Below are 25,324 nucleotides of genomic sequence, written 5' to 3' on the forward strand. Positions count from 1 at the left end.
TTAATGCCCTTCTATCAGTGCCTCGTTCCGGCAGGATCGCTCAGCGTGGATACCCGTGCCGCGCTGGCCGAAGCCATCACTGACGTTCATTCCACGGTCACGGGCGCGCCCCGCGGATTCGTCAATGTCTTGTTCGTTGAGTACGACCCGGCGGCTTACTTCACGGCGGGCAAGCCCAACGCGTGTTCGGTGATCAACGGAAACATTCGTGCCGGGCGAGATCGCGAGACCCGGGCGCGGCTGCTCACCGAACTATCGCGGTCGTGGTTGTCGATCACCGGCCAGGACGCTCGCTCTCTGCTGATCGGCCTGAACGATGTCGACCCAACCTCGATCATGGAGGCCGGGTTGATCATGCCGGCTCCCGGTGAGGAGGCCGAGTGGCTCGAGCGAAACCGACACGTGCTCGGGGAACTGCTCTGTAGCCAGTAGGCGTCCTCAGCGCAGCATCGTCGCCACGATTCCGGCCAGATAGCCCAGCCGGGCCACCTCCGACGGCCGGAATTCCGGGCCGGGCCGGCCCAGCACCACCGCGGTATGCGGGTCGCCCAACGGGGCCGCGACCATGGTGGTGTCCATGTCGCGCCAGGCTTGGGGCACCCAATCGGCGCCGCCGTCCAGCGGCGCGGCTCGCTCAATCGGCAGCCAGGGCGCCGAATCCGCCCGGGTTTCCGGCGCACCGGGGCTGCCCGCGAGACGATGCAGCTCACCCCCCGAACCGCGCAACACAGTGCACCAGCTCACCCGCAGCACCCGGGGGGCCTCGTCCACCAGAACCTGCAGCCGCGACGTCGTGCCGTCAGCCGCGGCGACATGATCGAGCAGTTCCAGCTCGCGGTGGGCTTCCAGCAGCCCGGTGTGCGGGCGGACGCTGTCCACCCGGACACCGGAAAGCGACTCGGCGGCGGTAATCAACGTGTCGGGCATCGCTCCCGGGGGCAGTTCGATCACCAGATCGTCGATCGCGTATCCAGCGTTGCGCTCGACGACGTCGAGCGACAGGATGTCGGCACCCACCGAACCGAGCGCGACCGCCAGCGACCCCAGGCTGCCCGGTTGGTCGACTAGCACGATTCGCAGCAGATACGAAGGCACGGCCAACACTGTTGCACAGCGATGTATCCGCGGCATTTCGGCAGGGGCCGGCGTGTTCGGCGCTCGACGGGCCGGGTGGGCCGGCTTCAAGCTCGCGGTTAGGCTTTTCGCTCGTGTCCCAGATCTCCCGCGACGAGGTCGCGCACCTGGCCCGGCTCGCCCGTCTGGCGTTGACCGAGACCGAGCTGGACAGCTTCGCCAGCCAACTCGACGCCATCCTGAACCACGTCAGCCAGATCCAGGCCGTCGACGTCACCGGCGTCGAAGCTACCGACAATCCGCTCAAGGACGTCAACGTCACCCGTGCGGACGAAATCGCGCCCTGCCTCACCCAGCAGGACGCGCTCGCCGCCGCACCCGAAGCCGTCGACGGTCGCTTCGCCGTCCCGCAGATCCTCGGGGAGAGCCAGTGACGGACGTCATCCGGGCCGACGCTGCGACGCTGGCCGCCAAGATCGCTGACAAAGAGTTGTCGTCCACCGAGCTCACCCAGGCCTGCCTGGACCAGATCGAGGCGACCGACGACCGGTATCGCGCCTTCCTGCATGTCGCCGCGGAGCAGGCGCTGCTGGCCGCCGCCGCCGTCGACCGCGCACTGGCCGCCGGTGAACCGTTGCCGTCGGCGCTGGCCGGGGTGCCGCTGGCGTTGAAGGACGTGTTCACCACCGTCGACATGCCCACCACCTGCGGGTCCAAGATCCTCGAGGGCTGGCGGTCCCCGTATGACGCCACCCTGACCGCCCGGCTGCGCGGCGCCGGGATACCGATCCTGGGCAAGACCAACATGGACGAATTCGCGATGGGCAGCTCGACCGAGAACTCCGCCTACGGCCCGACCCGCAACCCGTGGAACCTGGACCGGGTACCCGGCGGCTCCGGCGGCGGCAGCGCGGCGGCGCTGGCCGCGTTTCAGGCACCGCTGGCCGTCGGGTCCGACACCGGCGGGTCGATCCGCCAGCCGGCCGCGCTGACCGCGACCGTCGGCGTCAAACCCACCTACGGCACGGTGTCCCGGTACGGGCTGGTGGCCTGCGCGTCGTCGCTGGATCAGGGGGGCCCATGCGCGCGCACCGTCCTGGACACCGCCCTGTTGCACCAGGTGATCGCCGGGCACGACGCCCGCGACACCACGTCGATCGACGCCGAGGTGCCCGACGTGGTGGGCGCGGCGAAGGCCGGCGCGGCCGGTGATCTGCGCGGCGTGCGGATCGGGGTGGTCAAGCAGTTACGCGGTGAGGGCTACCAGCCGGGCGTGCTGGCGTCGTTTGCGGCCGCGGTCGAGCAGTTGACCGAACTGGGCGCCGAGGTGAGTGAGGTCGACTGCCCGCACTTCGACTACGCGCTGGCCGCCTACTACCTGATCCTGCCGTCGGAGGTGTCGAGCAATCTGGCGCGCTTCGACGCGATGCGCTACGGGCTGCGGGTCGGCGACGACGGTACCCACAGCGCCGAAGAGGTGATGGCATTGACCCGAGCCGCCGGTTTCGGGCCGGAGGTCAAGCGGCGCATCATGATCGGCACCTACGCGCTATCGGCGGGCTACTACGACGCCTACTACAACCAGGCACAGAAGGTGCGCACGCTGATCGCACGCGATCTCGACGAGGCCTACCGATCCGTCGACGTGCTGGTGTCGCCGGCGACTCCGACGACCGCGTTCTGCCTGGGCGAGAAGGTCGACGATCCACTGGCGATGTACCTGTTCGACCTGTGCACACTGCCGCTGAACCTGGCCGGCCATTGCGGCATGTCGGTGCCGTCCGGGTTGTCTCCGGACGACGGGTTGCCGGTGGGGCTGCAGATCATGGCGCCCGCTCTGGCCGACGACCGGCTGTACCGGGTGGGCGCCGCCTACGAGGCCGGCCGCGGACCGCTGCCGTCGGCCATCTGAGATCCGACTACCCGAACACTGCCAGCGCCGTCGCCACAGGGCAAGATGAAGGCATGCGGATTGGAGTTCTTACCGGAGGCGGCGACTGCCCCGGACTTAACGCCGTCATCCGTGCGGTGGTGCGTACCTGTCACTCGAGATACGGCTCGTCGGTGGTCGGGTTTCAGAACGGCTTTCGCGGGCTGTTGGAGAACCGCCGCATCCAGTTGCACAACGACGACCGCAATGACCGGCTGCTGGCTAAGGGCGGCACGACGCTGGGCACCGCCCGGGTTCATCCCGACAAACTTCGGGCTGGGCTGCCACACATCATGCAGACCTTGGACGACAACGGGATCGACGTCCTAATCCCGATCGGAGGTGAGGGCACGCTGACCGCCGCTAGTTGGCTCTCCGAAGAAAACGTGCCAGTCGTCGGCGTGCCCAAGACGATCGACAACGACATCGACTGCACCGACGTGACCTTCGGCCACGACACCGCGCTGACCGTGGCGACCGAGGCCATCGACCGCCTGCACAGCACCGCCGAATCCCATGAGCGGGTGATGCTGGTGGAGGTGATGGGCCGGCATGCGGGCTGGATCGCGCTCAACGCGGGGCTGGCCTCCGGCGCCCACATGACCCTGATTCCCGAGCAGCCCTTCGACATCGAAGAGGTGTGCCGGTTGGTAAAAGGTCGCTTCCAGCGCGGCGACTCGCACTTCATCTGCGTGGTGGCCGAAGGCGCCAAACCGGCTCCGGGGACGATAATGCTGCGGGAGGGTGGCCTCGACGAGTTCGGGCACGAGCGTTTTACCGGCGTCGCGGCGCAGCTGGCGGTCGAGGTCGAGAAGCGCATCAACAAGGACGTCCGGGTGACGGTGTTGGGCCACATCCAGCGGGGTGGCACTCCGACCGCTTATGACCGAGTGCTGGCGACCCGGTTCGGGGTGAACGCCGCCGACGCCGCGCACGCGGGTGAGTACGGTCAAATGGTGACGCTGCGGGGCCAGGACATCGGTCGGGTTCCGCTGGCGGATGCGGTGCGCAAACTCAAGCTGGTGCCGCAGAGTCGCTACGACGACGCCGCCGCTTTCTTCGGCTGACAGCGAGGCGCTGCCGGCCTCGCGATCACCATTAGGATCGCACCCATGACTGTTGCTGCCGGGGCATCTAAGGCCGCAGGGGCCGAACTGTTGGACTACGACGAGGTCGTGGCTCGATTCGATCCAGTACTCGGCCTTGAGGTGCACGTCGAGCTGTCGACCGCGACGAAGATGTTCTGCGGCTGCGCCACCGCCTTCGGCGCCGAACCCAACACGCAAGTGTGCCCCGTGTGTCTGGGCCTGCCCGGGGCGCTGCCAGTGCTCAACCGGACCGCGGTCGAGTCGGCGATCCGCATCGGGCTGGCACTGAACTGCGAAATCGTCGGCTGGTGCCGCTTCGCCCGAAAGAACTATTTTTACCCCGACATGCCGAAGAACTACCAGATTTCGCAGTACGACGAGCCGATCGCCATCAACGGATACCTCGACGCGCCACTGGAAGACGGCACCACTTGGCGGGTGGAGATCGAGCGGGCTCACATGGAGGAAGACACCGGCAAGCTCACCCATATCGGCAGCGAGACCGGCCGGATCGAAGGTGCTACCGGTTCGTTGATCGACTACAACCGCGCTGGCGTGCCACTGATCGAGATCGTCACCAAGCCCATCGAGGGAGCCGGTGCCCGGGCGCCGCAGATTGCCCGGGCCTATGTGACGGCGCTGCGAGATCTGCTACGCGTACTGGATGTATCCGATGTCCGGATGGACCAGGGTTCGATGCGGTGTGACGCCAATGTGTCGCTGAAGCCCACCGGGGCAGCCGAATTCGGCACCCGCACCGAGACCAAAAACGTCAACTCGCTGAAAAGTGTCGAAGTCGCAGTCCGCTACGAGATGCAACGTCAGGGTGCGGTGTTGGTGGCCGGCGGCGAAATCACCCAGGAGACAAGGCACTTTCACGAGGCCGGGTACACCAGCCCGGGCCGCGCCAAGGAGACGGCCCAGGACTATCGGTATTTCCCCGAGCCGGACCTGGAGCCCGTCGCGCCCAGTCGTGAGCTGGTCGAGCGATTGCGCCTGACAATTCCCGAGCTACCGTGGTTGAGCCGCAAGAGGATTCAGCAGGAGTGGGGTATCTCCGACGAGGTGATGCGTGACCTCGTCAACGCCGGCGCCGTCGAATTGGTCACCGCCACCGTTGAACACGGCGCGCCCAGCGAGGCCGCGCGTGCCTGGTGGGGAAACTTCCTGGTGCAAAAGGCCAACGAGGCCGGCGTTGGGCTGGACGAACTGGCCATCACCCCTGCCCAGGTCGCCGCCGTGGTGGCGCTGGTCGACGAGGGCAAGCTGTCCAACAAGCTGGCCCGTCAAGTAGTGGAAGGTGTGCTGGCCGGCGAAGGCGAACCCGAACGGGTGATGGTCGCGCGCGGCCTGGCGCTGGTCCGCGACGACTCGCTGACCCAGGCCGCCGTCGACGAGGCCCTGGCCGCCAATCCTGATGTGGCGGAGAAGATTCGCGGCGGCAAGGTGGCCGCGGCGGGTGCGATCGTCGGTGCGGTGATGAAGGCCACCCGCGGTCAGGCCGATGCGGCCCGAGTGCGCGAACTGGTCTTGGTGGCCTGCGGGCAGGGCTGACGAGGGCGGGCACCACGCTCCGCCGATGGCGGACGGCTGCGCCGTTGCTGCCCGCGGCGCCAATCTCGCCGATTCGCTGGGAAATGGTTTCCGAATGCGTCGTGCGGATCCATGATGTTGGTGTGAACGATGAATCGTTCGATCAGTTAATGGGGTTGCTCGACTACCCGGTGTTCGTGGTAACAACGCAGGCCGACGGCCACCCGTCGGGTTGTCTGGTGAGCTTCACCACTCAAACCAGCATGCAGCCCCCAAGCTTTCTGGTCGGAATGCCCAGAAGCGACCCCACCTGCGGGGTGGTGATCCGATCCGAGTACGTAGCGGTGCACGTGCTGGCGCGAAGCAATCAGGTCCTGGCCAAACTGTTCGGCAACCAAACGGGTGATGAGGACGAGCTGAACAAGTTCGAGCACTGCTCCTGGCGCAGCGGACCTGCGGGTATGCCGATTCTGGATGATGCGGTCGCATGGTTCGTCGGCCGGATGGCGAGTTGGAGCGAAGTCGGTGATCATGTGGCCTTCCTGTTGGAGCCGGTCGCCGTATGGGCTCCCGAGTTCTCCGAGGATCTGCTTTACCTGTCCGACATCGACGACCTCGACCTTGGCCACGAGCCCGACGGCGGGATCGCCGGCAGGAAACTGCGCGACGAGCCGCGCCGATACGGCGTCGTCAGGTTCACGCTCGACGGCTTCTAACCCGGCACGGCCGGCGCGGCCCGCATCGTCGCCCGGCTGGGTTTGATTGCCGGGCTCCTCCTCGGGCCACTGCGCGGCCCGCATCGTCGCCCGGCTGGGTTTGATTGCCGGGCTCCTCCTCGGGCCACTGCGCGGCCCGCATCGTCGCCCGGCTGGGTTTGATTGCCGGGCTCCTCCTCGGGCCACTGCGCGGCCCGCATCGTCGCCCGGCTACGTCTTGTCGTCGTTGTTGCGCGGGAAGCCGCCACCCTGCGGGAACAACGGGAACACGACATCGTCGAGCTTCTCGGCGTCGCCGGCGGTCCTGTTGACGGTCGCCCCCCAAACGTTGCCGTCCGGCGACATCCGCAACGCCCACGCATGCGCATGAGTGTCCTTACGGACGACGTCGGGTTCGCCGGTCACCGCACCGGTCGACGGCGCGAGCCGGACGGCCACCGTCAGCTTGGTGTTGATCAGGTTGACCAGCACGGTGCCGTCCATGGCCGCACACCCGGCCACGCCGGGCTTGTCCGGCCAGGTCCACACCGTGGAGACCTCCGAATTCTTGGTGATGCGCTGCAACCGGTCCGCCGTTGGAGTGCGGTCAACGACATACATCGAGCCATCGACGGGATCGATGCACAAACCGCCCGCGGAGCCGATGCCCGACAGCGCGGTGGTCGGTGGCGCCTGGCCGATGGTGGTGGGCTGTTCAATGCGTAGGACCTTGCCGGCCAGCGATTGGGGATCGGCGGCCAGCGCCGGGTTGCCCGCATCCCCGGTCATCACGACCAGCGTGGTGGGGCTGGTGAAGATCAGCGCCCCGGTGTTACCAACAGCGCCTTTCGGGATCCCGGTCAGGATGTCCTTGGGTATGTCACCGTCGGCCACTCGCACGATCCGGTTGTCGGTGGGCGTGCTGATGTAGGCGTACATCAGCCGGTCTTGTGAGTAGGTGGGCGACAGCACGATGTCCATCAAGCCCCCGTCACCGGACGGATCCACGGGGATCACCGTCTTCACCTTCGGCTCGGCGCTGATGGAGATCTCCTTGACGGCACCGGTGATGCGCTCGGCCACCAGTGCGGTCTTACTGTCGATGCCCATGATCAGGCCGCTGGTGCTCTCCAGGCAGCCTTGCATCACCCCTGGTGCCGGACATTCCTTGGGGAACGGCACCGGGGGCAACGGCGGCGGTGGGGGCGGCGTCGAGCTGGGCGGGGGCCGAAGTTCCGGGTCGGTGGTGAACGGCTGCGACTGGGCGTCGTTGAACCGTGCGCAGCCGCTCGATACCAGCACTGCCGCGCACAGCGCAGCGAGCCCGGCTCGAACCGACCGGTTTGTCCACATGACCGACAGGCTACGGACATAGTGGGCACGGCCGCCACATGCCGTCCCACCGCCTGCCTCGGGTTCTCGGTGTTGTAGCTACGCGCACGGCCGGTCGGGACGGCCAGTTTGGGGCTTTTGGTGGGCATGTCGCGGTCCAAGTGCGGATTGCCTGGCGAAAGCGCCGCTCAAATCCCCAATTCAGGTCTAAATGCCCTTACCCTGACACGGGTGACCAGTTCGCATGACTCACATTGGCAGCGGCCGGACGATTCGGCGGGGCCAAACCCCGGACGGCCCGTCACGGCAAGCCTGGTCGACCCCGAAGACGACCTGACGCCGGCCAAATATTCGGGGGACTTCGGCAGCGGAACCACCACCGTCATCCCGCCCTACGACGCTACCAACTCCGGTGTCGTCAGCTCCGGCTACAACCTGGTCGACGCCGCCGAGCCGTTGCCCTACGTCCAGTCGCAGCCGGGCCGTCAGGTACCGGCGGTACCTGCCGCGATCGATATGGACGACGAGGAGCGGATACGCGCGGCGGGTCGGCGCGGCACCCAGAATCTCGGTCTGCTGATGTTGCGGGTCGGTCTGGGTGCGGTCCTGATCGCCCACGGGCTGCAGAAGTTGTTCGGCTGGTGGGACGGCCAGGGACTGAACGGGTTCAAGAACTCGCTGTCCGACATTGGTTACCAACACGCCGAGATCCTCGCGTATGTGGGCGCCGGTGGCGAGATCGTCGCGGGGGTGCTGCTGGTGTTGGGGCTGTTCACTCCGCTGGCCGCCGCTGGTGCGCTGGCCTTTCTGATCAACGGCCTACTCGCCGGTATCTCAGCACAGCATTCGCGGCCGTTCGCGTACTTCCTGCAGGACGGGCATGAATACCAGATCGCCCTGCTCGTGATGGCCGCCGCCGTCATTTTGAGCGGTCCCGGCCGCTACGGCCTGGACGCGGGCCGTGGCTGGGCCCAACGGCCGTTCATCGGGTCATTCGTAGCGCTGCTGGGGGGCATCGCGGCCGGCATAGCGATATGGGTGCTGCTCAATGGTGTGAATCCGCTAGCCTGAGCGAGCTCATCGGTACGGGTTGGGAACTCGCCCCGAACTGGCTTCGGTCAGCTGTGGCAAGGTCGCGAACGTCACCGCGGGCAGGCGCAGTTCTGCGCCGTTCTTGAGCCGGGCGCGTGCCCAGGAACCTCTGTTGAACCGCAGCCCGTCGATGTCCTCCCAGCGCACCGCTTGGCTACCCAGCAGCGTCCGTACGGTCACGCCTCGGTCGTCGGCGACGGTGCGTAGCCGGATGATCAAGGCCGACAACACCCCGGGAATGGCGAGCAGCGGAGCGCTCGCCGGCCAGGTCAGCACCGGCACCAGCAGGCACAGGATGAGGAATCCAACGGCGAAATGCGCCATCGGCGACACCTTGACCACTACCGGCGATCTCGCGGGAGTGGGGGCAGCAGACCCAGTAGCCACCCAAGCATCATTTCACCTTCGCGCCCGGGCGCAGATCTCGCGCGGCCGCGCGGGCGGGTGTGTGTTCCTGGCCACGGCCCCGCAACCGGCATCGGATTTGACGGCTGACCTGTGCGAAGGCTACCGTCGGACGCTATGGATACCGCCGGAAAGCCCGGAATGCTCGTAGTAATTAGTCGGCGCGTTGGTGCCTGACTAGCCCAATCGAGCACCAACGCGACCCTCGTGCAGCAGCTGAGCTGACGGGGGTTTTTTGTTGCCCACCAGCGAGACTAAGAGGACACAGTGAGCGCACCCACCAAGCCACCCGCCGAGTCACCGGGGCCGGCGTCCGCGCCGGGGCCGCACGACGCGGCCAACGGCGCGCCAGAAGCCGCGAAGCCCGCCGCGAAAGCACCTGGGGGCCACCCGAAGCGGGTTGCACCACAGCAACTTACCGGCGCGCAGTCGGTAATCCGGTCGTTGGAGGAACTCGACGTCGACGTCATCTTCGGAATCCCGGGCGGTGCCGTTCTGCCCGTGTATGACCCGCTGTTCGATTCGCAACAGCTGCGCCACGTGCTGGTCCGCCACGAGCAGGGGGCCGGTCACGCCGCCAGCGGCTACGCGCATGCCACCGGCCGGGTCGGAGTGTGCATGGCGACGTCGGGTCCCGGAGCGACCAACCTGGTGACGCCGCTGGCCGACGCGCAGATGGACTCGATTCCGGTGGTCGCGATCACCGGTCAGGTCGGGCGTGGACTGATCGGGACCGATGCCTTCCAGGAGGCCGACATCTCGGGTATCACCATGCCGATCACCAAACACAACTTCCTGGTCCGCTCCGGCGACGAAATTCCCCGGGTGCTGGCCGAGGCCTTCCATATCGCGGCTTCGGGGCGCCCGGGTGCGGTGCTGGTCGATATCCCCAAGGACGTGCTTCAGGGCCAGTGCACGTTCAGCTGGCCGCCGCGAATGGACCTGCCCGGTTACAAGCCGAACACCAAGCCGCACAGCCGGCAGGTCCGCGAGGCCGCCAAGATGATCGCGGCCGCGCGCAAGCCGGTGTTGTACGTCGGCGGCGGCGTCATTCGCGGCGAGGCGACCGAGCAGCTCCGGGAGTTGGCCGAGCTGACCGGCATCCCGGTGGTCACCACGCTGATGGCCCGGGGGGCGTTTCCGGACAGCCACCGGCAGAACTTGGGCATGCCCGGCATGCACGGCACGGTGGCCGCCGTGGCGGCGCTGCAGCGCAGCGACTTGCTGATCGCGCTCGGCACCCGCTTTGACGACCGGGTGACCGGAAAGCTGGACTCATTCGCTCCTGAAGCCAAGGTCATCCACGCCGACATCGACCCGGCCGAGATCGGTAAGAACCGGCACGCCGATGTGCCGATCGTCGGCGACGTCCAGGCTGTGATCATCGAACTGATCGCGATGCTGCGCCACTACGAGATTCCCGGCAATATCGACATGGCTGACTGGTGGGGGTATCTGGACGGCGTTCGAGCCACGTATCCGCTGAGTTACGGGCCGCAAAGCGATGGCAGCCTGGGCCCGGAGTACGTGATCGAGAAACTGGGTGAGATCGCCGGCCCGGACGCCATCTACGTCGCCGGTGTCGGCCAGCATCAGATGTGGGCGGCGCAGTTCATCACCTACGACAAGCCGCGCAGCTGGCTGAATTCCGGCGGGCTGGGCACCATGGGGTTCGCCATCCCGGCGGCGATGGGCGCCAAGGTCGCCCGCCCGGATGCCGAGGTCTGGGCGATCGACGGCGATGGTTGCTTCCAGATGACCAACCAAGAGCTGGCCACCTGTGCGATCGAGGGCATACCGATCAAGGTGGCGCTGATCAACAACGGCAACCTGGGCATGGTGCGGCAGTGGCAGAGCCTGTTCTACCAAGAGCGCTACTCGCAGACGGACCTGGCCACTCACTCGCACCGCATCCCCGATTTCGTGAAGCTGGCCGAGGCGCTAGGTTGCGTCGGATTGCGGTGCGAGCGTGAAGAGGACGTTGTCGACGTGATCAACCAGGCCAGGGCGATCAACGACCGCCCGGTGGTGATCGACTTCATCGTCGGCGCCGACGCACAGGTGTGGCCGATGGTGGCCGCCGGCACCAGCAATGACGAGATCCAGGCCGCCCGCGGCATTCGCCCATTGTTCGACGACGAAAGTGAAGGGCACGCCTGATGCGCGACGAGGAGGAGCGGCGCATATGAGTGGATCGCCGACCACACACACTTTGTCGGTGCTGGTCGAAGACAAACCCGGTGTGCTCGCGCGGGTCGCGGCGTTGTTCTCCCGGCGCGGTTTCAACATCGAGTCGCTTGCCGTGGGCGCCACCGAGCAGAAGCACATGTCGCGTATGACCATCGTGGTCTCCGCCGAGGAGACTCCGCTCGAACAGGTCACCAAGCAGCTCAACAAGTTGATCAACGTCATCAAAATCGTTGAGCAGGACGACGAAAACTCGGTGGCCCGGGAGTTGGCGCTGATCAAGGTGCGGGCCGACGCGGGTACCCGCAGCCAGGTCATCGAAGCGGTGAACCTGTTCCGCGCTAAGGTGATTGACGTATCCCCGGAGTCGCTGACCGTTGAGGCCACCGGCAACCACGGCAAGCTCGAGGCGCTGTTGCGCGTACTGGAGCCGTTCGGTATCCGCGAAATCGCCCAGTCCGGAATGGTGTCGCTGTCGCGCAGCCCACGCGGTATGGGTACCGCAAAGTAACAGACCCGAAAAGAAGAAGGAGAAGTTCAACCGTGGCATTAGAGATGTTCTACGACGACGACGCAGACCTCGCGATCATCGGAGGCCGCAAGGTCGGCGTAATCGGTTACGGAAGCCAGGGGCACGCGCATTCGCTGAGCCTGCGCGACTCCGGTGTGCAGGTGCGCGTCGGGCTAAAGGAGGGTTCGAAGTCCCGGCCCAAGGTCGAAGAGCAGGGCCTGGACGTCGACACGCCGGCGCGAGTGGCCGCCTGGGCTGATGTGATCATGCTGCTGGCCCCCGACACGGCCCAGGCGGAGATCTTCACCAGCGACATCGAGCCGAACCTGAAGCCCGGTGACGCGTTGTTCTTCGGTCACGGACTCAACATCCACTTCGGCTTGATCAAGCCGCCCGCCGATGTCACCGTCGCGATGGTGGCCCCGAAGGGGCCCGGCCACCTGGTGCGTCGCCAGTTCGTCGACGGCAAGGGCGTGCCTTGCCTGATCGCCGTCGACCAGGACCCGACCGGCAAGGGCGAGGCGCTGACGCTGTCCTACGCCAAGGCAATCGGCGGCACCCGGGCCGGAGTCATCAAGACCACCTTCAAGGACGAGACCGAAACCGACCTCTTCGGTGAGCAGGCCGTCTTGTGCGGTGGCACCGAGGAATTGGTGAAGGCCGGTTTCGAGGTGATGGTCGAGGCGGGCTATCCGCCCGAGATGGCGTACTTCGAGGTGCTGCACGAGCTCAAACTGATCGTCGACCTGATGTATGAGGGTGGCATCGCCCGGATGAACTACTCGGTGTCCGACACCGCGGAGTTCGGCGGATATCTCTCGGGTCCGCGCGTAATCGATGCCCGCACCAAGGAGCGGATGCGCGACATCCTGCGGGAAATCCAGGACGGTACCTTCGTCAAGAAGCTGGTCGCCAACGTCGAGGGTGGCAACCAGCAGCTCGAGGAGTTGCGCAAGCAAAACGCCGAGCATTCCATCGAGGTCACCGGCAAGAAGCTGCGTGATCTGATGAGCTGGGTCGACCGTCCCATCACCGAGACCGCGTAGCGGGGGCCATCGCGAAACTGTGGTTACCGAGAGAGTTTTCGGCGTGTCGCGTTCGCAGGTCGGATCACGCGGCGGCTCGTAGCACGAGGACAGTTGTCGGTTTTGCTGAGACCGCAGCGGCGGCGATGATCCTGGGTCGTGGTCAAAGACCCAGGATTTGTCGCTTCTTTGCCGAGAACTCCTCCTCGGTGAGAATTCCGGAATCGCGCAGATCGGCAAGTTTTCTGATCTCGTCGGCCTGCGACGGTGGGGCGTGAAGTGTGGTTGCCGCAGAGAGCCGAGCCAGATCCGATTGAATCGCCGCGATGATCGGAGCTACCCGGGTCGGCTTGATTTGATGAAAATCCGTAGTGATGCCACCCGCGCCGGTCACCTCGATGGTGCCCTGTCCCCAGGTCGTGCGTTGAACTAGGCCAGAGATGTTGGTGAGCAGTATCTGCTCAGTCGCCGTAGTGAAACCGCGAGCGTGGACGAATAGTAGGCGCTGATCGCTGACAATCAGTACGCCCCAGTCATTGTTTCTCCCTTGAACGCGCCGTGTCTGCGTCGCGGCGATCACGCGCTCGTCGGGCCGAAGCATGTCATTGGCGGTTTGCCAGCTTTTCTTGTATCCGAACGTCAGGTCTTCTTGTGCGACCGCCCTTGCGAGGTCAGCTCTCAGGTCATCAGGAATCTTGGACAACGTGGCTCCTTGATTTCATCGCCGCCAACAGGATAGCCAGGTGAGCGCTGGTGTCTCGACCAAGTGTCTCGGTGCGCGCATTCGGCCCCGAAACTGTAGTTACCGAGGCCGCTTTCGGCGTGTCGTCACGGTAACTACAGTGTCGCGGTGCGTTCGGCGACTTTCACCACCCGGCGGGCCAGGTGGTCGAGGGCATTGGCGGTGGCCGAGTCGATCTCGGTGATGTTGTCGCGGTTGGCGACCAGGCCAACCCCGTAGGGGTTGCCGTCGATGAACTTGAGTGGATCGGTGTACCCGGGCGGCACCAGAATTCCTCCCCAGTGCATCAGCGAGAGATAGAGGCTGACGAGGGTGGTCTCCTGGCCGCCGTGCGGGGATTCCGACGACGTCCACGCCGCGTAGACCTTGTCGGCCAGCTTGCCCTGCGCCCACAAACCGCCGAGCGAGTCCATGAATGTCTGGAATTGCGATGTCGTGGAACCGAAGCGGGTAGGAGAGCCGAATATCACCGCATCGGCCCAGACGATGTCCTCACCGGTGGCCGCGGGTAGATCCTTGGTTGCTTCGTAGTTTGCCGTCCACGCGGGGTTCTGCGCGAACGACGCTGGGTCGCGGGTTTCGGCGACATGGCGTACCCGGACGTCGGCGCCTGCGGATTCGGCCGCCGCGGCGACATGCTTGGCCATCGTGGTGCCGTGACCGGTGGCCGAGTAGTAGATGACCGCGAGTTTCGTCATGGCGCCAGCTTAGGCATCTCAGTGATCCCGAATTCTCGGCGCAACAATGTCCGGGCGGCGTAGTAGCCGGACATGCCGTGCACTCCAGCGCCGGGCGGGGTGGCCGCTGAACACAGGTACACCTTGGGTATCGGTGTGCGCCAAGGGTTTAGCCGCGGGGTCGGGCCGGCGATCGAACGCCACACCGAATTGGCGCCCACCGTGATGTCGCCGCCGACGTAGTTGGCATTGTGCTCGGCCATACGCGCGGCGGGCACGCTGCGGGCCGCCACCACGATATCGCGGAAACCCGGCGCAAACCGTTCGACGACGGCGGTCACCACTTCCGTCGCATCGAGGGCGGACCCTGACGGCACATGTGCATAGGTCCAAAACGGGCGGCGACCGCCGGGATCGATGCGGCCGCGATCGGCAAGATGCGGAACGGCGGCCAGCACCATGGGCCACTGCGCGTGGCGCCCGGCCGCGACGTCCGCCTCGGCTCTTGCCATCTGCGCACGGGTGCCCCCGAGATGAAGGGTCGGCGCCTGCGCGAGCCGGGGGTCCGACCACGGGATCTCGTCACTGAGCACAAAGTCCACCTTGGCTACGCCAGATCCAAATCGGTAGCGGCGCAAGGCGCTAGCGTATCGATGCGGAATCGTCTCGCCGTATATCCGCAGCAGCGCGGTCGGGGCCGTGTCGAAGACGACGACACCGCTGGGTGGCTCGGTGATATCAAGGCCGGCGGTGAGTTCACCACCGTGCGCGCGCAGGTCGGCGACCAACGCGTCGACGATCGCCTGGCTGCCGCCCAACGGAATCGGCCAGCCGACCGTATGGGCGAGGGTGGCCAGCATCAGCCCGGCGCCCGCTGACGCCAATGATGGCAACGGCGAAATCGCGTGGGCGGCAACGCCGGTGAACAGCGCACGAGCGTCCTCGCCAACCAGCGACCGCCACGCTGGGGTGCCTTGCGCCAGCACCCGAGATCCCAGCCGCATGACAGGGAGTATCGAGGCGGGAACAGAACGCTTATCGCCGAGCAGAAATGCCACGACCGCGCCGGAATCCGCCACCAGTGGACCGAGCAGGCGCCGCCACGACGCGCCCCTGTCCAACTCGGAGCAGGTGCGCAGCAAATCGCGGTAGGCGATCGCTGCGGGTCGGCCCGGCAGCGGGTTGGCGTAGGCGATCTCTGGTACCGCCAGTGTTACGCCGCGTGCGGGCAGGTCGAATTCGGCGAAGAACGGTGATGCCAGTGCCAGTGGGTGAACCGCCGCGCAGACGTCGTGCAAAACGTCGGGGTATTCGAAATCGGGCGCGGTGCGAGCGCCGCCGCCGAAGGTCGGCTGGGCCTCGACGACCTGCACTTTCAGGCCCGCGCGGGCGCAGATAACGGCCGTCGAGAGCCCGTTGGGTCCGCTGCCGACGACGGTGACCTGCACTCGTCCATTACAGCCGATCTAGCCGATAGCGGCGATCGGCTGCGCCCGGCTTCGCCGCCCTGGCGATCACCGCTACGCTGGCCGCGTGAGCCTGCCTGTTGTGTTAATCGCCGACAAACTTGCCCAATCAACGGTCGCCGCCCTGGGAGACCAGGTCGAGGTGCGTTGGGTTGACGGTCCCGACCGGGAGAAGCTGCTGGCTGCGGTGCCCGAGGCCGATGCGCTACTGGTGCGGTCGGCCACCACGGTGGACGCCGAGGTGCTGGCCGCGGCCACGAAGCTGAAGATCGTTGCGCGTGCCGGCGTCGGGCTGGACAACGTCGACGTGGACGCCGCCACCGCCCGCGGCGTGCTGGTGGTCAACGCGCCGACGTCCAACATTCACAGCGCGGCCGAGCATGCGGTGGCGTTGCTGCTGGCCGCCTCCCGGCAGATTCCGGCCGCCGACGCTTCGCTGCGCGAGCGCACCTGGAAACGCTCGTCATTTTCCGGCACCGAGATCTTCGGCAAAACCGTTGGCGTGGTGGGGCTGGGCCGGATCGGGCAGCTGGTCGCCCAGCGGCTCGCGTCCTTCGGCGCCCACGTTGTCGCCTACGACCCGTACGTCTCGCCGGCCCGGGCCGCGCAACTGGGCATCGAACTACTGTCGCTGGACGAACTGTTGGCCCGGGCCGATTTCATCTCGGTGCACCTGCCCAAGACACCCGAGACGGCGGGCTTGATCGACAAGGACGCGCTGGCAAAGACCAAGCCCGGCGTCATCATCGTCAACGCCGCGCGTGGTGGCCTGGTTGACGAGGCCGCGCTGGCCGACGCGATCACCAGCGGACACGTTCGGGCGGCCGGCCTTGATGTGTTCGCCACCGAACCCTGCACCGACAGCCCACTGTTCGAGCTTGCGCAGGTGGTGGTCACACCGCATCTGGGTGCGTCCACCGCGGAGGCGCAGGACCGCGCGGGCACCGACGTCGCCGAGAGTGTGCGGCTGGCCCTGGCGGGCGAGTTCGTGCCCGACGCGGTCAACGTCGGTGGCGGGGTGGTCAACGAGGAGGTGGCGCCGTGGCTGGATTTGGTGCGCAAGCTTGGCGTGCTGGTCGCCGCGCTGTCCGACGAATTGCCGGTGTCGGTGTCGGTGCAGGTGCGCGGTGAGCTCGCTGCCGAAGAGGTCGAGGTGCTGCGTCTTTCGGCGCTGCGCGGACTGTTCTCGGCGGTTATCGAGGACGCGGTGACGTTTGTCAACGCGCCGGCGCTGGCCGTCGAACGAGGGGTTTCCGCCGAGATCACCAAGGCCTCGGAGAGCCCCAACCATCGCAGCGTCGTCGACGTTCGTGGCGTCGGCGCGGACGGTTCGGTTGTGACCGTCTCGGGCACGCTGTACGGACCGCAGCTGACGGAAAAGATCGTGCAGATCAACGGCCGCCACTTTGACCTGCGAGCCGAAGGCATCAACCTGGTAATCAATTACGTCGACCAGCCGGGGGCACTGGGCAAAATCGGTACCTTGCTGGGCGCCGCCGGCGTGAACATTCACGCCGCACAGCTCTCCGAGGACGTCGAGGGCCCAGGAGCGACCGTCCTGCTGCGGCTGGACCGGGATGTGCCCGACGAGGTGCGGTCGACGATCGCGGCGGCGGTGGGCGCCAACAAGCTCAAGGTGGTCGATCTGTCATGAAGCGCGCGAGGACGGCACGCCGGCCCGAATGGCGGGGAGAGTGGCGCCGATGAAGCTGGCGATCGTCGGCGGCGACGGGATCGGCCCGGAGGTGGTGGCCGAAGCGGTCAAAGTGCTCGACGCGGTGTGGCCGGGCGTCCAAAAAACCAGCTACGACCTCGGTGCGCGACGTTTTCACGCTACTGGCGAGGTGCTGCCGGACTCGGTGCTCGCCGAACTGCGCGAGCACGACGCCATCTTGCTCGGGGCGATCGGTGATCCGTCCGTCCCCAGCGGTGTGCTCGAACGAGGTCTGTTGCTGAGACTGCGTTTCGAGCTGGATCATCACATCAATCTGCGGCCGGCCCGGCTGTATCCGGGGGTGAGCAGTCCGCTATCCGGCAACCCCGATATCGACTTCGTGGTGGTCCGCGAGGGCACCGAGGGCCCCTACACCGGCAACGGCGGCGCGATTCGCGTCGGCACGCTCAACGAAGTGGCCACCGAGGTCAGCGTGAACACCGCGTTCGGCGTGCGCCGGGTGGTCGCCGACGCGTTCGAACGCGCTCGGCAACGTCGCAAGCACCTGACGCTGGTCCACAAGAACAATGTGCTGACCTTCGCCGGGGCGCTGTGGTGGCGGACCGTGCAGGAGGTTGGCGAAAAATACCCCGACGTCGAGGTGGGCTACCAACACGTCGATGCGGCCACCATCCACATGATCACCGATCCGGGCCGGTTCGACGTGATCGTCACCGACAACCTGTTCGGCGACATCATTACCGATTTGGCGGCGGCGGTGTGCGGCGGCATCGGCCTGGCCGCCAGTGGAAACATCGACGCCACCCGGACCAATCCCTCCATGTTCGAGCCGGTGCATGGCAGCGCGCCGGACATTGCCGGACAGGGCATCGCCGATCCGACCGCGGCGATCATGTCGGTGGCGCTGTTGCTGTCCCACCTCGGCGAGGACGACGCCGCTGCCCGCGTGGACCGGGCCGTCGAGTCGTACTTGGCAACTCGCGGGAACGAACGGCTTGCCACACTCGATGTCGGCGAACGGATTGTGTCCGCGCTCTAGTCTCCAAGCCGGGCGGCAGTAGGCGGGCCGGCACCAAGGGCACCGCGGCCAGCGGGAACAAACCGCACAGAAGCCACGCGGACGGATAGGCGGCCGCGGTGATCAGCGCACCGAACAGCGGCGGTCCGGCGGCCGCCATCAGCCGCTGTGTGGTGTTCTGGGTGCCCAGCGCGCGTCCGCTCCAGTACGGCCCGGCGAACTCGGTGATCGCGGTGGCTTCCAAACCATTGTCGAGCACCGCGATTACCGAGATGGTGACCATCAGCAACACGTCGTATCGGGACCCCTGGTTGTCGACGAGCGCGAGCAGGAACAGGGCCGCGGCGGCGGCGATGGCGATGGTGCGGACCGGCCGCATGCGTGAGCCGACGCGGTCGGACCAGCGGCCCACCGCGATGCGGCCCAGCGCACCCAGCAACTGTGAGACGGTCACCAAGACTCCGGCCTCCGCAACCGACCAACCGTGGTGATTCATCAGCCAGACCAGCATGAACGTCACCGTCACCGTCTGCGGCATCATCAGCAGTGCCGAGGCCGCGTGGATTCGCCACAACGTGAGCGACCCCCGATACGGGCTGGCTAGCTCTTCGACAGTGGCTACGTTCCGGGACTTCCGGGGCGGATCCACGACGCCGATGAGGCTGGCCACTGCCGCCAACGTGCATACCACGGCGGGAAACATCAACCCGGCGTGTATGCCAAGTTCGGCCAGCTCGGGAATCACCAACGCGCCCAAGGCGATTCCCAGCGGTTGCGCGGTCTGGCGGATTCCCATCGCCAGGCCGCGTTGGTGCGGGGGAAACCAGCCCGATACCAACCGGCCGCCGGCGCTGTTGCAGCTGGCGGCCGCCATGCCGCCGAGGAAAAGATAGATCCCCATCAACATCAGCGAATGCACAGATGCCGCGGCGTAGGCCGCGACAGCGGTGAATGCCGATCCCACCGTCATCACGATCCGCTCGCCGCAGCGGTCCAGCGCGTAGCCCCAGGCAACCAGCGTGACAACCATGCCCCAGCTCGGCATCGACGCCAATAGACCGGCCTGGACCAGCGGGATTCCGCGCGCGGCTTCCAACCGGGGGATTAAGAAGGCGATGCCGTTGATAAAGAGGAAAGAGCTTGCAGTCACGCCCAGCGATATGAGTGTGATCGACCATCGCGCGCCCGCGCTCAAGGTGGCCGTGCGAGTCGGGTCCTGTGACATCGGCCCATGCTCGCACACCCACGCGATGGCTGCCGGCTAAGAACGATGGCCGGCCGGGCGCTGCGACTGCGTGCCGGAAGGACGGGCTTTGCACCGGAGCCGGCGAACGGATCGCCGCTGTATCCGGTGAACGGCAGCCAGCCGAAACAACCGTCCGCGCCGCTCGACCCGCCCCGCTAGCCGGTGCCCGGCGGTTACTAGGCTCATCCGAATGCGCCTCGGTCGAATCGCCAGCCCCGACGGCCCCTCCGGTCGATCCGCGTTCGTCACCATCGAGGGCGAGCTGGGGAATCCCGGCGGGATGACTGCTCGTGAGATAGCGGAGCACCCGTTCGGCACGCCGACCTTCACCGGCCGCTCATGGCCGCTGGCCGACCTCCGGCTGCTGGCTCCGATACTGGCCAGCAAGGTGGTCTGCGTCGGTAAGAACTATGCCGACCACATCGCCGAGATGAGCGCCCAAATGGGCGGCGCAACGGGCCCAGCGCCGGCGGATCCGGTGATATTCCTCAAGCCCAGCACCGCGATCATCGGACCGAACGTTCCGATTCGATTGCCCGCAAGCGCCGCACCGGTGCACTTCGAAGGTGAGTTGGCGATAGTGATTGGCCGGCCGTGCAAGGACGTTCCGGCCGGCCAGGCCGCCGACAACATCCTCGGCTACACCATCGGCAACGACGTGTCGGCCCGCGATCAGCAGCAAGCCGATGGCCAGTGGACGCGGGCCAAGGGCCACGACACCTTCTGCCCGGTCGGGCCGTGGATCGTCACCGACCTAGATCCCCTTGACCCGGCCGATCTCGAGCTCCGCACCGAGGTCAACGGTCAGGTCAAGCAGCACAGCCGCACCTCGCAAATGATTCACGACGTCGGCGCCATCGTGGAATGGATCTCGGCGGTGATGACCCTGCTGCCGGGTGATCTCATCCTCACCGGAACACCGGCAGGAGTCGGTCCCCTTGAGCATGGTGACACCGTCTCGATCACCATTGAAGGAATCGGCAGCCTCACCAATCCCGTAGTCCGCAAAGGAAAGTCGTGACTGCAGCAGCCCCGGAAGCAACTCCCGTACGGGTCCGATTCTGCCCGTCGCCCACCGGCACCCCGCACGTCGGCCTGGTCCGCACCGCGCTGTTCAACTGGGCATATGCTCGCCACACCGGTGGCACCTTCGTGTTCCGCATAGAGGACACCGACGCCGAGCGCAACAGCGAGGAAAGCTATCTCGCGCTGCTCGACGCGTTGCGCTGGCTCGGCCTCGACTGGGACGAGGGACCGGAGGTGGGCGGGCGGTACGGCCCGTACCGGCAGTCCCAGCGCACCGACATCTACCGTGACGTGGTAGCCCAGTTGCTTGCGGCCGGGGAGGCCTACTATGCCTTCTCGACCCCCCAGGAGGTGGAGGCCCGACACGTCGCCGCCGGCCGCAATCCTAAGCTGGGTTACGACAACTTCGACCGCCAGCTCACCGACGCGCAACGCGCGGCGCACTTGGCGGAGGGTCGCAAACCGGTGGTGCGGCTGCGGATGCCCGACGAAGATCTCACCTGGACTGACCTGGTGCGCGGACCTACCACATTCCCGGCCGGTAGCGTGCCCGATTTCGCGTTGACTCGCGCAAGCGGAGATCCGTTGTACACCTTGGTCAACCCGTGTGACGACGCGCTGATGAGGGTCACACATGTGCTGCGTGGTGAGGACCTGCTGTCGTCCACGCCGCGACAGATCGCGCTGTATCAGGCGTTGATCCGGATCGGCGTTGCCGAGTGGATTCCGGAATTCGCTCACCTCCCAACGGTATTGGGAGATGGCACCAAGAAACTGTCGAAGCGTGATCCGCAGTCGAACCTGTTCGCTCACCGCGACCGAGGTTTCATCCCCGAAGGTCTGCTGAATTATCTTGCGCTGCTTGGCTGGTCGATCGCCGACGATCGCGACCTGTTCAGCCTCGCCGAAATGGTGGTCGCGTTCGACGTTGCTGACGTCAACTCCAACCCGGCCCGGTTCGACCAGAAGAAGGCGGACGCGCTCAACGCCGAACACATCCGACTGCTGGACGCCGGCGATTTCACCGACCGATTGCGCGAGTACTTGCGCGCGCACGGCCAGCACATCGAGTTGGATGAGGCGGGTTTTGCCGCGGCCGCCGAGCTGGTGCAGACCCGCATCGTGGTGCTGGGTGACGCGTGGGACCTGCTGAAGTTCCTCAACGACGACGAGTACGCGATCGACCCCAAGGCCGCCGCCAAGGAGCTTGGGCCAGACGGCGGTCCGGTGCTTGACGCCGCCCTGGTTGCGTTGGAAGGCGTGCCGGACTGGACCGCGGGGCGAATCGAGGACGCCCTCAAGGCCGCGCTGATCGAGGGGCTGTCGCTCAAGCCGCGTAAGGCATTCGGCCCGATCCGGGTCGCCGCCACCGGGACGTCGGTCAGCCCGCCGTTGTTTGAATCGCTGGAGCTGCTCGGCCGCGACCGCAGCCTGCAGCGGCTGCGTTCGGCGCGAGCGGGGTAGGCGCGGGAGGACGGGTGTGCGGATTGCGCACCGATTCTTTGGTAGTCTGCACGTCGGCCGACAACGGCTGGCGGCGGCGTTCTCACGATGCTTGCGGACCCGGGTAGTGGTTCGTGGAATGCGCTCTGACCAGCGGTTTTAGGCAGCTGATGGGGTATGGTGTAATTGGCAACACAGCTGATTCTGGTTCAGCCATTCTAGGTTCGAGTCCTGGTACCCCAGCAATGTCCCGCCGGTGCAAGCGATTAGGTGGGTATACCGGGGTGAGCTATGCTGACAGCTCGGATCGGTTCCGGCCCCGTCGTCTAGCGGCCTAGGACGCCGCCCTCTCACGGCGGTAGCGTGGGTTCGAATCCCATCGGGGCTACTCTTTGATGAGTCGAGACATCGCGGACGGATGTCTCGACTCGTGGCTTTGGGCAGTGCATGTGCCCCGCTCGCCTACGCCCGGCGGGTGCGCAACTAAGCAGAATGCGCAAAAGTTCGAAATCGTCTGTTACGCGGCTTGTGCACACAAGCGAGTCAGCATCACCGCCAATCCGTAACTTCGATCGCGTCAGGTGTCGGGAATCGTCCGACATCGGCGCGCGAAGGAGGCCACGATGCCCGCTCTGCCAACTACGTCTTCTCGGGCATCTGCCGACTATCGGCCGGCGTTCGTGCCAGTGACCGGCGCCGGTGGTCTCCCTAGCTCGCCGGCGTGCCGGCAAGGATTGGACACGATGCGGGATGGCTATGTCGAGCGAACGGTTACTACGAGCGACGGTGTACGGCTGGGGGTCCGAGACTACGGCGGCGCCGGGGCTGGCATCCACACCCTCGTTCTGCTGCACGGTCTGTGCTTGACACAGGAAAGCTGGGAACTCCCAATTCGCCAGCTTGTGCGGCGGTGGGACAACACCGTACGAATCATTACCTACGACCACCGCGGCCACGGCCGGTCTAGCAGCGCCCCAATGCACAGTTACCGGATCGACCGACTAGCTGCCGACCTCGCGGAGGTCCTCGCCGCTCTGCGCATCACCGGTCCGCTCACTCTGGCGGGACACTCCATGGGTGGCATGACGGCGCTGGCCTACCTCGGCCGTCCCGCCGTCCACCGACCGGTAGAACCGCACGGCCTCGTCCTGATCGCGACGGCGGCAGGCCGGCTCGCCGAGCGAGGACTCGGCCGTTTGCTCGCCACACCCGCCACAAAGATTCTGTTTGAAGTCGTCCAGCGCATGCCCCAAGGCAGTACGGACCGGGCAATCAGGGCTCTCGTGCGGCCGGTCGGCGACGCGGTGATCAGATATCGAGGCCAGCGCAGCTGCCACCGCAGCGCGCTCGCTGCGGTGGCGGCATCGGCCATCCGCACAACGTCGTTGCGGACCGCGGCCGGCTTCCTGCCCAGCCTGCGGCGATACGACCAAAACCACGCGCTTGCGTCCATCGCGGCCAATACCATCGTCGTGAGCGGCGGAGCGGACGTGCTGACCCCAGCCTCCCACGCACGCGACCTACACGCCGCCATCCCGGGCGCTGCCCATCTGCACCGACCCAACGCCGGGCACATGCTCCTTCAAGACGAACCACATTGCATCAGTGAAGCCATCAACTGCGCGATGATGGGCATGCAACATCGACCCGGCCGCGCGGCCAACGTGTGGGCGTCGCGCGACAGCTCCGCGGCCCCGCAGCTCGACGCTGCCGCATCCTAGTCGCACCGAAAACCATAATCGGGCAGGCGAATTGGTGACCCGCCAAACACAGAGACGCCGACCTGGTTCCGGTCGCTGCCCCCGCGATGTTTGCAAAGCCTGCAGCACAAGCTGTTTCGGCCGCTATTGACCGGTCCCCAGCGCGGCCGGCGCAGTTGAGCCGCCCACCGGTAGGTGGGGCAGCCCTAGCTTGCGGTGGTCCCACGAGCGGGTCCGGTGGCTGATGATGCGCACGCCGACGCGCTTGTTCATCATCTGGTCGACCATGGGCTTCACCTCGTCGGTGTAGGGGCCGGTGTAACGCTCCCACACGCTGACCCCGACCCGGAACAGGGCGTCGGGATCGTCGACGATCTCACCAACGCCTTCAAAGGACACCCCGCGCAACGTGTCATAGGTATTGCCGCCCTCGAGCAGAAAGCTCAGTCGCGGATCCCGCCGGAGGTTGACGGCCTTTTGTGACTTGGCCTTGGTTTCCAGCCAGATTTCGCCGTCAACCACGGCATACCACATCGCGGTCAAGTGCGGGTGTCCGTCGGCACCGATGGTGGCCAGCGTGCCGGTGCGGCTGTGGGTGATGAAGTCGACGATTTCAGCCTCGGACATGACGATCTGCGCGCGCTGATTGGTTCCCATGGCGTCAGTCTGTCAGGTGGAATGCGCTGGGTGTGCACCGGCGGCGGCCAGAGCTAGAGCCGCCGCGTGAGTTCCTCTGCCGCGGCTAGAAGGTCTGCGGCCCAACGCGCGCCCGGGCGCCGGCCCATCCGGTCGATCGGACCCGAGACCGATATGGCAGCGACCACGACACCGCGGCCATCGCGCACCGGCGCCGAAACGCTGGCCACCCCTGGCTCCCGCTCGGCCACGCTTTGTGCCCAACCGCGCCGGCGCACTTCGGCCAGCGCCCGCTCGGTGAACTTCGCGGTGGGTAGCACGGCCGCCTGCGTGGCGGCATCACTGTGGGCCAGCAATACCTTGGCGCCCGAACCCGCCGTCATCGGCAACCGTGTCCCGACCGGAACCGTATCGCGGAGGCCCGCAGGCGGTTCCAGTGCGGCCACGCACACCCGCGACCTGCCCTCACGGCGATACAGCTGCACGCTTTCGCCGGTGCTCTGCCGCAACCCAGGCAGCACCACCTTGCTCGCGGCCAGCAGCGGGTCGTTGACGTTCGCGGCGAGTTCGGTGATCGCGGGACCCAGCCGCCAACGGCCGTCCGCATCGCGCCCCAGTAGGCGATGCACCTCCAGCGCGGCCGCCAGGCGGTAGGTGGTGGCCCTGGGCAAGCCGGTCCGATCACACAGTTCGGCTAGCCCGCACGGAGATTCCGCGATCGCCTGCAGCACGCCCATGGCTTTGTCGAGGACGCCGATACCGCTATGCTGTCTCACAGAGAGATCGTAGCGTCTCGCATTCTGAGATAACAGCCCAGTTGATC

23 protein-coding genes, 2 tRNA genes and 1 pseudogene are annotated in these 25,324 nt (G+C 66.4%); 17 read left to right on the forward strand and 9 right to left on the reverse strand.

The window, feature by feature from the left end; translation table 11 throughout:
- Positions 1-3 precede the first annotated feature (3 nt).
- Entirely contained in the window at positions 4-432 is a 429-nt protein-coding gene (locus AADZ55_RS07160; RefSeq protein WP_085327601.1) for a tautomerase family protein, read from the forward strand.
- Positions 433-438: 6 nt separating this feature from the next.
- Here AADZ55_RS07160 and AADZ55_RS07165 read toward each other — a convergent pair whose 3' ends face one another.
- On the reverse strand, positions 439-1,095 hold the full coding sequence (locus AADZ55_RS07165) for an amino acid-binding protein (RefSeq protein ID WP_085327605.1): 657 nt from the start codon (positions 1,093-1,095) through the stop codon (positions 439-441).
- A gap of 113 nt (positions 1,096-1,208) precedes the next feature.
- On the opposite strand from AADZ55_RS07165, the gene gatC reads away from it, so the two are divergent.
- The 5 genes from gatC (at position 1,209) to AADZ55_RS07190 (ending at position 6,341) form a co-directional block, all read left to right on the forward strand.
- Positions 1,209-1,508, forward strand: a complete 300-nt coding sequence (gene gatC / locus AADZ55_RS07170) for an Asp-tRNA(Asn)/Glu-tRNA(Gln) amidotransferase subunit GatC (RefSeq protein ID WP_085327600.1) — start codon at positions 1,209-1,211, stop codon at positions 1,506-1,508.
- On the forward strand, positions 1,505-2,986 hold the full coding sequence (gatA, locus tag AADZ55_RS07175) for an Asp-tRNA(Asn)/Glu-tRNA(Gln) amidotransferase subunit GatA (protein ID WP_085327599.1): 1,482 nt from the start codon (positions 1,505-1,507) through the stop codon (positions 2,984-2,986). Before gatC ends, gatA begins: the two co-directional genes overlap by 4 nt.
- A gap of 53 nt (positions 2,987-3,039) precedes the next feature.
- Positions 3,040-4,071 carry an ATP-dependent 6-phosphofructokinase gene (locus AADZ55_RS07180; RefSeq protein WP_085327598.1) on the forward strand — a complete coding sequence of 344 codons (1,032 nt, stop codon included), beginning with the start codon at positions 3,040-3,042 and terminating at the stop codon, positions 4,069-4,071.
- 45 nt (positions 4,072-4,116) lie between these two features.
- Entirely contained in the window at positions 4,117-5,646 is a 1,530-nt protein-coding gene (gene gatB / locus AADZ55_RS07185) for an Asp-tRNA(Asn)/Glu-tRNA(Gln) amidotransferase subunit GatB (protein ID WP_085327597.1), read from the forward strand.
- 83 nt (positions 5,647-5,729) lie between these two features.
- Entirely contained in the window at positions 5,730-6,341 is a 612-nt protein-coding gene (locus AADZ55_RS07190) for a flavin reductase family protein (RefSeq protein ID WP_119185110.1), read from the forward strand.
- Positions 6,342-6,551: 210 nt separating this feature from the next.
- Here the strand turns inward: AADZ55_RS07190 and AADZ55_RS07195 are convergent, their stop codons facing one another.
- Positions 6,552-7,673, reverse strand: a complete 1,122-nt coding sequence (locus AADZ55_RS07195; RefSeq protein ID WP_341286280.1) for a sorbosone dehydrogenase family protein — start codon at positions 7,671-7,673, stop codon at positions 6,552-6,554.
- Between the two features lie 210 nt (positions 7,674-7,883).
- Here AADZ55_RS07195 and AADZ55_RS07200 point away from each other — a divergent pair, with 210 nt between their 5' ends.
- Entirely contained in the window at positions 7,884-8,723 is an 840-nt protein-coding gene (locus tag AADZ55_RS07200) for a DoxX family protein (RefSeq protein WP_085325462.1), read from the forward strand.
- 6 nt (positions 8,724-8,729) lie between these two features.
- On the opposite strand, the gene AADZ55_RS07205 is transcribed toward AADZ55_RS07200, so the two are convergent.
- Entirely contained in the window at positions 8,730-9,068 is a 339-nt protein-coding gene (locus tag AADZ55_RS07205; RefSeq protein WP_085325470.1) for a PH domain-containing protein, read from the reverse strand.
- Positions 9,069-9,416: 348 nt separating this feature from the next.
- Here AADZ55_RS07205 and AADZ55_RS07210 point away from each other — a divergent pair, with 348 nt between their 5' ends.
- Genes AADZ55_RS07210 through ilvC form a run of 3 tightly spaced genes read left to right on the forward strand, consistent with a single transcriptional unit; the run spans position 9,417 to position 12,893 of the window.
- The gene (locus tag AADZ55_RS07210; RefSeq protein ID WP_085325461.1) at positions 9,417-11,309 is read left to right on the forward strand and encodes an acetolactate synthase large subunit; all 1,893 of its coding nucleotides are present in this window, start codon (positions 9,417-9,419) and stop codon (positions 11,307-11,309) included.
- Between the two features lie 25 nt (positions 11,310-11,334).
- On the forward strand, positions 11,335-11,847 hold the full coding sequence (gene ilvN, locus AADZ55_RS07215) for an acetolactate synthase small subunit (RefSeq protein ID WP_085325460.1): 513 nt from the start codon (positions 11,335-11,337) through the stop codon (positions 11,845-11,847).
- Positions 11,848-11,891: 44 nt separating this feature from the next.
- Positions 11,892-12,893 (forward strand): ketol-acid reductoisomerase, encoded by a 1,002-nt coding sequence (gene ilvC / locus AADZ55_RS07220; RefSeq protein ID WP_119184982.1) that lies wholly within the window; start codon positions 11,892-11,894, stop codon positions 12,891-12,893.
- Positions 12,894-13,035: 142 nt separating this feature from the next.
- Here ilvC and AADZ55_RS07225 read toward each other — a convergent pair whose 3' ends face one another.
- From AADZ55_RS07225 to AADZ55_RS07235, 3 genes are all read right to left on the reverse strand, one after another.
- Positions 13,036-13,575: an SHOCT domain-containing protein gene (locus AADZ55_RS07225; protein ID WP_119184981.1), complete on the reverse strand. Its 540-nt coding sequence runs from the start codon at positions 13,573-13,575 to the stop codon at positions 13,036-13,038.
- A gap of 134 nt (positions 13,576-13,709) precedes the next feature.
- Positions 13,710-14,312: an NAD(P)H:quinone oxidoreductase gene (gene wrbA, locus AADZ55_RS07230; RefSeq protein WP_085325458.1), complete on the reverse strand. Its 603-nt coding sequence runs from the start codon at positions 14,310-14,312 to the stop codon at positions 13,710-13,712.
- Entirely contained in the window at positions 14,309-15,739 is a 1,431-nt protein-coding gene (locus tag AADZ55_RS07235; RefSeq protein WP_085325457.1) for a phytoene desaturase family protein, read from the reverse strand. Before AADZ55_RS07235 ends, wrbA begins: the two co-directional genes overlap by 4 nt.
- Before the next feature lie 85 nt (positions 15,740-15,824).
- Between AADZ55_RS07235 and serA the strand changes: the two genes are divergently transcribed.
- Together serA and AADZ55_RS07245 are read left to right on the forward strand one after the other, a co-directional pair.
- Entirely contained in the window at positions 15,825-17,411 is a 1,587-nt protein-coding gene (gene serA, locus AADZ55_RS07240) for a phosphoglycerate dehydrogenase (protein ID WP_085325456.1), read from the forward strand.
- Positions 17,412-17,460: 49 nt separating this feature from the next.
- Positions 17,461-18,471, forward strand: coding sequence for a 3-isopropylmalate dehydrogenase (locus AADZ55_RS07245; protein WP_085325455.1), 1,011 nt, complete (start codon positions 17,461-17,463; stop codon positions 18,469-18,471).
- A gap of 133 nt (positions 18,472-18,604) precedes the next feature.
- On the opposite strand, the pseudogene AADZ55_RS07250 reads toward AADZ55_RS07245, so the two are convergent.
- Positions 18,605-19,675 (reverse strand): annotated as a pseudogene (locus tag AADZ55_RS07250) (MFS transporter); the annotation flags it as partial.
- A gap of 211 nt (positions 19,676-19,886) precedes the next feature.
- On the opposite strand from AADZ55_RS07250, the gene AADZ55_RS07255 reads away from it, so the two are divergent.
- The 5 genes from AADZ55_RS07255 (at position 19,887) to AADZ55_RS07275 (ending at position 23,886) form a co-directional block, all read left to right on the forward strand.
- On the forward strand, positions 19,887-20,717 hold the full coding sequence (locus AADZ55_RS07255) for a fumarylacetoacetate hydrolase family protein (RefSeq protein WP_085325454.1): 831 nt from the start codon (positions 19,887-19,889) through the stop codon (positions 20,715-20,717).
- Entirely contained in the window at positions 20,714-22,186 is a 1,473-nt protein-coding gene (gltX, locus tag AADZ55_RS07260; protein WP_085325453.1) for a glutamate--tRNA ligase, read from the forward strand. Before AADZ55_RS07255 ends, gltX begins: the two co-directional genes overlap by 4 nt.
- A gap of 150 nt (positions 22,187-22,336) precedes the next feature.
- Positions 22,337-22,408 (forward strand) — tRNA-Gln (locus tag AADZ55_RS07265).
- Positions 22,409-22,480: 72 nt separating this feature from the next.
- A tRNA-Glu gene (locus AADZ55_RS07270) sits at positions 22,481-22,553 on the forward strand.
- 355 nt (positions 22,554-22,908) lie between these two features.
- The gene (locus tag AADZ55_RS07275; RefSeq protein ID WP_119184980.1) at positions 22,909-23,886 is read left to right on the forward strand and encodes an alpha/beta fold hydrolase; all 978 of its coding nucleotides are present in this window, start codon (positions 22,909-22,911) and stop codon (positions 23,884-23,886) included.
- 123 nt (positions 23,887-24,009) lie between these two features.
- On the opposite strand, the gene AADZ55_RS07280 is transcribed toward AADZ55_RS07275, so the two are convergent.
- Together AADZ55_RS07280 and AADZ55_RS07285 are read right to left on the reverse strand one after the other, a co-directional pair.
- On the reverse strand, positions 24,010-24,522 hold the full coding sequence (locus tag AADZ55_RS07280; protein ID WP_085325451.1) for a PPOX class F420-dependent oxidoreductase: 513 nt from the start codon (positions 24,520-24,522) through the stop codon (positions 24,010-24,012).
- 53 nt (positions 24,523-24,575) lie between these two features.
- Positions 24,576-25,277: an IclR family transcriptional regulator gene (locus AADZ55_RS07285; protein ID WP_085325450.1), complete on the reverse strand. Its 702-nt coding sequence runs from the start codon at positions 25,275-25,277 to the stop codon at positions 24,576-24,578.
- Between the last annotated feature and the right edge of the window lie 47 nt (positions 25,278-25,324).

This window comes from Mycobacterium decipiens (assembly GCF_963853665.1).
GTDB classification, from domain to species: Bacteria; Actinomycetota; Actinomycetes; order Mycobacteriales; family Mycobacteriaceae; genus Mycobacterium; species Mycobacterium decipiens.